At 73.3% G+C, this 7180-nt stretch carries 6 protein-coding genes; 2 read left to right on the top strand and 4 right to left on the bottom strand.

Going from position 1 to position 7180, the window contains the following annotated elements; all coding sequences use genetic code 11:
• The first annotated feature begins 10 nt into the window (after window positions 1-10).
• Window positions 11-895, top strand: coding sequence for an LLM class flavin-dependent oxidoreductase (locus AFR_RS23805; protein ID WP_023363589.1), 885 nt, complete (start codon window positions 11-13; stop codon window positions 893-895).
• Here AFR_RS23805 and AFR_RS23800 read toward each other — a convergent pair.
• Window positions 855-1793: a LysR family transcriptional regulator gene (locus tag AFR_RS23800; RefSeq protein ID WP_023363588.1), complete on the bottom strand. Its 939-nt coding sequence runs from the start codon at window positions 1791-1793 to the stop codon at window positions 855-857. The two genes, AFR_RS23805 and AFR_RS23800, sit on opposite strands and share 41 nt — an antisense overlap.
• A gap of 89 nt (window positions 1794-1882) precedes the next feature.
• Between AFR_RS23800 and AFR_RS23795 the strand changes: the two genes are divergently transcribed.
• Window positions 1883-2950, top strand: a complete 1068-nt coding sequence (locus AFR_RS23795; RefSeq protein WP_023363587.1) for a DNA glycosylase AlkZ-like family protein — start codon at window positions 1883-1885, stop codon at window positions 2948-2950.
• On the opposite strand, the gene AFR_RS23790 is transcribed toward AFR_RS23795, so the two are convergent.
• From AFR_RS23790 to AFR_RS23780, 3 genes are read right to left on the bottom strand one after another with little or no spacing between them, the layout of a single operon-like run.
• Window positions 2947-4668, bottom strand: coding sequence for an ABC transporter ATP-binding protein (locus AFR_RS23790; RefSeq protein ID WP_023363586.1), 1722 nt, complete (start codon window positions 4666-4668; stop codon window positions 2947-2949). The genes AFR_RS23795 and AFR_RS23790 overlap by 4 nt on opposite strands.
• Entirely contained in the window at window positions 4665-6347 is a 1683-nt protein-coding gene (locus AFR_RS23785; RefSeq protein WP_023363585.1) for an ABC transporter ATP-binding protein, read from the bottom strand. Before AFR_RS23785 ends, AFR_RS23790 begins: the two co-directional genes overlap by 4 nt.
• Entirely contained in the window at window positions 6344-7177 is an 834-nt protein-coding gene (locus AFR_RS23780; RefSeq protein WP_023363584.1) for an ABC transporter ATP-binding protein, read from the bottom strand. The genes AFR_RS23785 and AFR_RS23780 overlap by 4 nt, the downstream gene beginning before the upstream one ends.
• Window positions 7178-7180 lie beyond the last annotated feature (3 nt).

Raw genomic sequence — 7180 nt, 5'->3', positions numbered from 1 at the left:
GTGCGCGGCTATGCGGTACGGCGCGCATCTGCCTCAGATCGACCTTGACGGCACGGGGTGGCGGCCGGGGACGTTGGCGTCCTACGCCGGTGCGGCCCTGCGGCTCGGGTATGTGGCTCTGGCGGCCAACGATCATCTGGTCTTTCAGCGGCCCTGGTTGGACGCCGTTGTCGCGCTGGCGAGCGTTGCCGAGGCGAGCGGTGATCTGCAGTTGGTCACGACTGTTGCGCTGCCGGTGGTGCGGGGACCGGCGGCGTTGGCCAAGGCGGCGGCTGCGCTGGACATCGTGTCGGGTGGGCGGCTGGTGCTCGGGGTCGGGCCGGGTTCGTCGGCGCGTGACTATGCCGCGGCGGGGGTGCCTTTCGACGAGCGGTGGCCGCGCTTCGACGAGGCGGTTCAGGCGTTGCGCGCCTACCTGACACCGGGGGCGCCGCCGTTCGAAGGGCGTTTCTACGCGGCGGACGAGGCGCTGCGCCCGCATCCTGCGCGTTCGGACGGGCTGCCGATCTGGGTGGCGAGCTGGGGGTCGGCTGCCGGCCTGCGGCGGGTCGCGCGGCTCGGCGACGGGTGGTTGGCCTCGGCGTACAACACGACGCCGGAGCGGGTGGCGGCCGTCAGCTTGCCCTGCTCGCTGGCGACGATGTGGATGTATGTGACCGAGGACGAGCGCGAGCGGGAGGCGCACCTCAGCGCGCTCGGAGTGCTGCTGAAGCGGCCGATGGAGGCGCTGGCGGGGCGGCTCCTCGTCGGATCGGCCGAGCACTGTGCGGACGTCGCGCGGGCCTACGCCGCCGCGGGCGTCGGCCAGTTGTTCGTCTGGCCACTGGCGGACGCCGAACGTCAGCTCGAGCGATTCATGAGCGACGTGGTTCCGCTCGTCGGAGATGGCTGGTGACATCGACCAGGATGGCGATCATGGCGCGTACGCCGGGTGGTTGCCCCTCGTCGTCGAGGTGGGCCACGCTGATCCGCCGGACGGGGGCGCCGGCGCGCAACCGGCGGACCTCCACCCCCGCGGTCGGGCTCACGAGTCCCAGGCCGGGGATGAGCGCGACGCCCAGCCCGGCGGCCACGAACGCCTGCACCGCCCGGTAGTCGTCGGAGGACAGCTGGATGCGGGGGTCGAACCCAGCCGCGCGGCAGGCGTGCCGGACGATCCGGAACCAGGCGCTGCCGCTGTGGCCGCCCACCCAGTCCTCGTCCGCCAGATCCGCCAGAGACAGCGCCGTACGGCGCCGGGCCAGCCGGTGCCTCGCGGGAAGGATGACCCGGTAGGGGTCGTCGAACAGGTGCACCCGGCGCAGCGGACCGGTCGTCGCGGCGGGGAGGGCCTCGTGGTCGTAGACCACGGCCAGGTCGAGTCCGCCGTCGGTGAGTCGCGGCACCAGGCCCTGCATGTGGTCGTCGACAACGGTCAGCACGATGGTGGGATGTTCGGTGCGCAGGCGACCGAGCGCGGCCGGCACGAAGGTCGTCAACGCGGTCGGGAAGCTACCGAACCGCAGCCGGCCGGCGCGGTGGCCGGCGATCTCGGCGAGTTCCTGTTCGGCTGCCTCCAGGCGGGCGTTGATAGTCCGGCCGTGCCGGACCAGGACGTGCCCGGCCTCGGTCAGCGCCATCGGGCGGGTGCCGCGGTCGACGAGCCGGAGCCCGGTTTCGCGTTCCAGGGCGGCGATGTGCTGACTCACGGCCGACTGGGTCAGGCCCAGCACACCGGCGGCTGCGGAGAACGATCCCTGCTCCGCGACCTCGCCCAGCGCCCGGATGCTGCGGACCAGACCTATTAGCTTCACTGATGGGCCTCCAGTAAACGGTATTGATGCTAATGCACCCCGCGCTTACGGTCACAAACGTTCGGCCGTCCGACCCGAGGGAGCATCCGATGACCAGCACAGAAGCACCGATCGACACCGACCAGCTGATGGCGTTCGTCTTCCGAGCCGTCGACGAGGTGGGCGCCACACTCAACTGCGCCCTGGTCGTCATGGGCGACAAGCTCGGTTACTACCGGCACCTGGCGGCACACGGCCCGGCGACGGCGGCAGAGCTCGCGGCGGGCACCGGGACCGGCGAGCCCTACGCCCGGGAATGGCTGAACGCGCAGGCGGCCGGCCGGTTCGTCACCTACGACCCGGGCACCGGCCGGTACACGCTGCCACCCGAGCACGTCGTGGCGCTGACCGACGAGAGCAGCCCCGCGTTCCTGCCCGGCTTCTTCCAGATCGCGCTCGGCGCGGTGAGCGACACCTCCCTGGTGGTCGAGGCGGCACGCCGCACCGGCGGGCTGGGCTGGCACGAACACAACACCGACGTCCACCTCGGCTGCGAGCGTTTTTTCCGGCCCGGGTACGCGGCCAACCTCGTCACCGACTGGTTGCCGGCCCTCGACGGCGTGCTGGAACGGCTGCGGACGGGCGCCCGGGTCGCCGACGTGGGCTGCGGGCACGGCGCAGCGACCATCCTGATGGCGGAAGCGTTTCCCCGGTCGACGTTCGTGGGATCGGACTACCACGAGCACTCGGTGGCTGTCGCCCGTACCCGGGCCGCCGACGTCGCCGATCGTGCGAGCTTCGAGGTCGCCGCGGCCACCGGCTTCACCGGTTCGGGCTACGACCTGGTGACCATGTTCGACTCGCTGCACGACATGGGTGACCCGGTCGGCGCGGCCCGGCACGTGCGCGCGGCCATCGCCCCCACCGGCACCTGGATGATCGTCGAACCGGCGGCGGAGGACCGGGTCGAGGGGAATCTCAATCCCGTGGGCCGGGCCTACTACGGCTTCTCCACGCTGCTGTGCACCCCGGCCTCGCTGTCCCAGCCGGTCGGCGCCGCACTCGGCACCCAGGCCGGTCCCGCGCGTATCCGTGACGTCACCGAGCAGGCCGGTTTCACCCACTTCCGGCTGGCGGCGCAGACCCCGTTCAACAACGTCTACGAGGTGCGTCCTTAGTGCTGGGCGCGCTGGTCCGACCAGGCCTGCCAGAGGACCGCGTACGGCCCGTCGCGCGTGATCAGCTCGGCGTGGGAGCCGATCTCGGCGATCCGGCCGTCCTGGAGCACGACGACCCGGTCGGCGGTCATCGCCTGGGTCAGCCGGTGAGCGACGATCACGGCGGTACGCCCCCGCAACGCGGCCGAGGCGACCCGTTCGAGCAGGCGTGCACCGGCGCTGCCGGCCTCCGCGGTCGCCTCGTCGAGGATGGCCACGGGCGGGTCGGCCAGGATGAGCCGGGCGAACGCCAGCTGCTGGGCCTGCGCGGCGGTCAGCACGTGCCCGCCCGACCCGACCTCGGTCTCCACACCGTCGGGCAGCTGCTCGACCCAGTCGAGCGCGTCCACCGCGGTCAGGGCGGCGCGGACCTCGTCGTCGGTCGCGTCCGGGCGGGCCAGTCGCAGGTCGTCGGCGAGCGTACCGGCGAAGACGTGGACCTCTTGCGTGATCAGCGCGACCTCGCCGGCCGGGACGGTCACGGTGCCGGCGGTCGGCTGGTGCACCCCGGCGATCACCTTGGCCAGGGTGGTCTTGCCGGCGCCGCTGGAGCCGACCACGGCGACACGCTCGCCCCGGGCGATGGTGAGGTCGATGCCGTGCAGCACCGGGCGGCCGGCGCGGTAGGAGAAGTCGAGGCCGCTGACGACCACCGCGTGCGCCACGTCGTCGCGGCGCTCGGCCGGCGGCTCGTCGGCCGGGTCGAGGTCGGCCACTCCGACGAGGCGGTCCAGCCCGGAGGCGGCCGCCTGGGCGTCGTCGACCAGTGCCAGCGCCACGTTGATCGGGCCGAACAGACCGTGGAAGTACAGGGCGGCCGCGGTTGCGGTGCCGAGGCTGACGCTGTCGCCGCGTACCAGGAAGAAGCCGGTGGCGAGCACGGCCGCCAGCCCGAGGAACTCCGCGACGTGCAGGCGGGCGTAGAAGCGGGTCTGCAGCGCGATGCCCCGCAGCAGCAGGTCGACCGCCTGCTGTGACCGGGAAGCGACCAGCTCGCCGTGCTCGCCGGCCAGGCGGAAGGCCCGGATGGTGGGGGCACCGTCGATCGTGGACAGCAGGTGATGCTGCTGGGCGGCGACCGCGACCCGCTGCCGGGCATAGAGAGGTACGGCTCGACGCGCGTACCACCGCACGGTGTACGCCTGCACCGGCACCGCGATCAGCGCCGCGACCAGGAAGCGCCAGTCGAGCACGGCCAGGCCCGCCAGGGTGAGCCCGATGGTGAGCAGCGCCCGGGTGAACTCCGGCAGCGCCGAACGGGTCGCCTCGGCGATCACCGCGACGTCGTTGGTGACCCGGGAGGTGAGGTCGCCGGCGCCCGCCCGTTCGACCTGTTCCAGCGGCAGGCGCAGGGCGGACTCGACGAACCGTTCCCGCAGCCGGGCCAGCATGCCCTCGCCGACCTGCGCGAGCAGCGCGACACCGAGGCCGGCCAGCCCCGCCTCGATCACGGCGGCCGCCACCAGTCCGGCGCCGGTGACGACGATCGCGGTGACACTGCCGCCGGAGGTCGCCAGGTCGACGATGCGCCCGAGCAGCGGCGGGGTCACCAGTCCGGCGGCGGTCCCGGCGACCAGCAGGGCGAGCGCACCGGCCAGCCGGGCCCGGTGCGGCCGGACCAGGACACGCAGTGCGGCCCGGGTCCGCGGCGCGGTCGCGATCGGCAGCAGGTCCGTCATGACAGCACCGTCTCCCTGTACGTGGAGTCACCGGCGACGAGGTCACCGTGCGTACCGTCGGCACGGACGGCGCCGTCGTGCAGGACGATCACCCGGTCGGTCACCGCGAGCAGGGCCGGGCTCGTCGTCACCAGGATCGTGGTCCGGCCGGCGCGCATCTCCCGCAGCCGCCCGGCGATGCGGGACTCGGTGACCGCGTCGACCGCGGTGGTCGGGTCGTGCACCACGAGCACCGGCGGGTCGGCGGCGAGGGCACGGGCGAGCGCGATCCGCTGGCGCTGACCACCGGAGAGCGAGCGGGCGCCGTCGTCCAGCACGGCGTCGAGGCCGTCCGGCAGGCCGCCGGCCACCTCGTCGGCGCCGGCGGTGATCACGGCGGCCTCGACGGTCTCGGGCCGCGCGCGCCCGGAGAGCGAGACGGCCGAACGGATCGTGCCGCCGAACAGGTCGGTGTGGTGCTCGGTGGACAGCACGGCGCTGCGCAGCCCGTCCGGTGCCAGCTCGGTCAGGGCGACACCGTCGAGCTCGATCACCCCGCCGGCCGGGTCGCAGGAGCGGCCGAGCAGGCGTACCAGGGCGGCGGCCTCGGCCGGGTCGGCCGCGACGATGCCGACCAGCTCGCCCGGGGTGATCTCCAGGTCGAGCGCGCGCAGCGGTGGATCGGCGAGCCCGTGGATGCGGATCGCCCCGCGCACCGGAACGGACGGGCTCGCGTCGCCGCCGGTCACCGCGGCGGGCATGTCCAGCACGGCGGCGACACGGCGGGCCGACGCGCGGCCCTGGGCCAGGTCGGCGCCGACCCAGCCGAACGTCGACATCGGGCCGACCAGGAACTGTGCCAGACCGACCGACGAGATCAACTGCCCCACGGTGATCTCACCGCGGACGGCCAGGATGCCACCGGCCACCGCGATCACCGCCAGGAACAACCCGCTGAGCGAGAGCACCACACCCTGGTACGCGGCCTCGGCGCGGGCAGCCCGCACGGTCGCCGCCAGCGCGCCGCGGCTGCGCTCGCGATAGCGGGTCACGGCCGCCGGACCGGCCCGCAACCCCTTGACGACACGCAGCCCGGCGACCAGATCGGCGGCGGTCCCGGAGGCCTGCGCGCCGTGCTCCTGCTCGGTTTCGCTGCGTTCCTCCAGGGGCTTGCCGAGCAGCCGGGTGAGGCCCATCAGCGGTGGTGTGCCGAGCAGGACCAGCAGGCCGAGCGGCACCGAGATGGACAGCAGCAGCACCGCCGCGAAGCTCAGGCCGACCACCGCGGCGACACCGGAGGAGACGGCGACGGCCACCGCACCGACGCGGGCGGCGTCACTGGTGGCGATCGAGACGAGCGCGCCGGGCAGCCGGTCGGTCTCGGCGCCGCCGCGGTCGTCGAGGACCCGGCGGGTCACCCGCAGGCGCAGCTCGTGGGCGGCCTGCTCGGACGCGCGTTCACCGAAGCGCTCGCCGTACCGGTAGCTGTAGCTCAGGCCGAGGTAGACGGCGCCGATCACGCCCAGCCAGAGCGCCAGGTCGCCCGCATCACCGGTGACCGCCTGGTCGATGACCACACCGATGAGGAACGGCACGGCGACCTCGCCGGCCTGATGACCGGTGATCATCAGGGTGCTGAGCACGATCCAGCGTCGTTGCCCGCCGAGCGCCTGGCCGAGCAGACCCTGCCGCTGGGTCACGCGGAGGCCCGCTCGGTCACCGCTGCGCGGACGCCGCGGCGGCGGTGCCGGTCGGCCGGGACGACCATCGGGGTGCCGGTCTCGGGGTCGTCGATGACCCGGCACGGCATCGAGAACACCCGCTCGACCAGCTCGGCGGTCATCACGTCGGCGGGGGTGCCCTGCGCGAGCACCTTGCCGTCGCGCATGACGATCAGCTCGGTCGCGTACCGGCAGGCGTGGTTGAGGTCGTGCAGCACCGCGACGATCGTGCGGCCCTCCTCGTGCAGCTCCGCGCAGAGGTCGAGCACCTCGAACTGGTGGGACAGGTCGAGGAACGTCGTCGGCTCGTCGAGCAGCAGGATCGGCGTCTGCTGGGCCAGGGCCATGGCCAGCCAGACCCGCTGCCGCTGACCGCCGGAGAGCTCGTCGACGAACCGGTCGGCCAGATCGGCGACCTCGGTCAGGCGCATCGCCTCGGCGACCGCGTCCTCGTCCTCCGGCGACCACTGCCGCAACAGGCGCTGATGGGCGAACCGGCCCCGGGCGACCAGCTCCTCGACCACGATCCCGCCGGGCACGACGGGGGACTGCGGGAGCATGCCGAGCTGCTTCGCGATGTGCTTCGACGGGTACGACGCGATGGCGTTCCCGTCGAGCAGCACCGCACCGGACTGCGGCTTGAGCACCCGAACCAGCGCGCGCAGCAGCGTCGACTTGCCGCAGGCGTTGGGCCCGACGATGACGGTGAACGACCCGTCGGTGATCCGCACGTCGAGGTGCTCGGCGACCACCCTGCGGTCGTACGCGAGGGTGAGGTCCGTGGCCTGGAGCCGGGCGTCGTCGGTCATCGG

Source organism: Amorphoplanes friuliensis DSM 7358 (assembly GCF_000494755.1).
In the GTDB taxonomy this organism is placed as follows: domain Bacteria; phylum Actinomycetota; class Actinomycetes; order Mycobacteriales; family Micromonosporaceae; genus Actinoplanes; species Actinoplanes friuliensis.
Note: the sequence above shows the minus strand (reverse complement) of the source record. Positions and strands in the feature narration are given on the sequence as shown.

What these genes read in the sequence shown, in the direction of transcription:
- AFR_RS23790 (WP_023363586.1), bottom strand. Translation starts at nt 4,668, where the DNA reads ATGACGGACCTGCTGCCGATCGCGACCGCGCCGCGGACCCGGGCCGCA.
- AFR_RS23805 (WP_023363589.1), top strand. Translation starts at nt 11, where the DNA reads ATGCGGTACGGCGCGCATCTGCCTCAGATCGACCTTGACGGCACGGGG.
- AFR_RS23780 (WP_023363584.1), bottom strand. Translation starts at nt 7,177, where the DNA reads ATGACCGACGACGCCCGGCTCCAGGCCACGGACCTCACCCTCGCGTAC.
- AFR_RS23795 (WP_023363587.1), top strand. Translation starts at nt 1,883, where the DNA reads ATGACCAGCACAGAAGCACCGATCGACACCGACCAGCTGATGGCGTTC.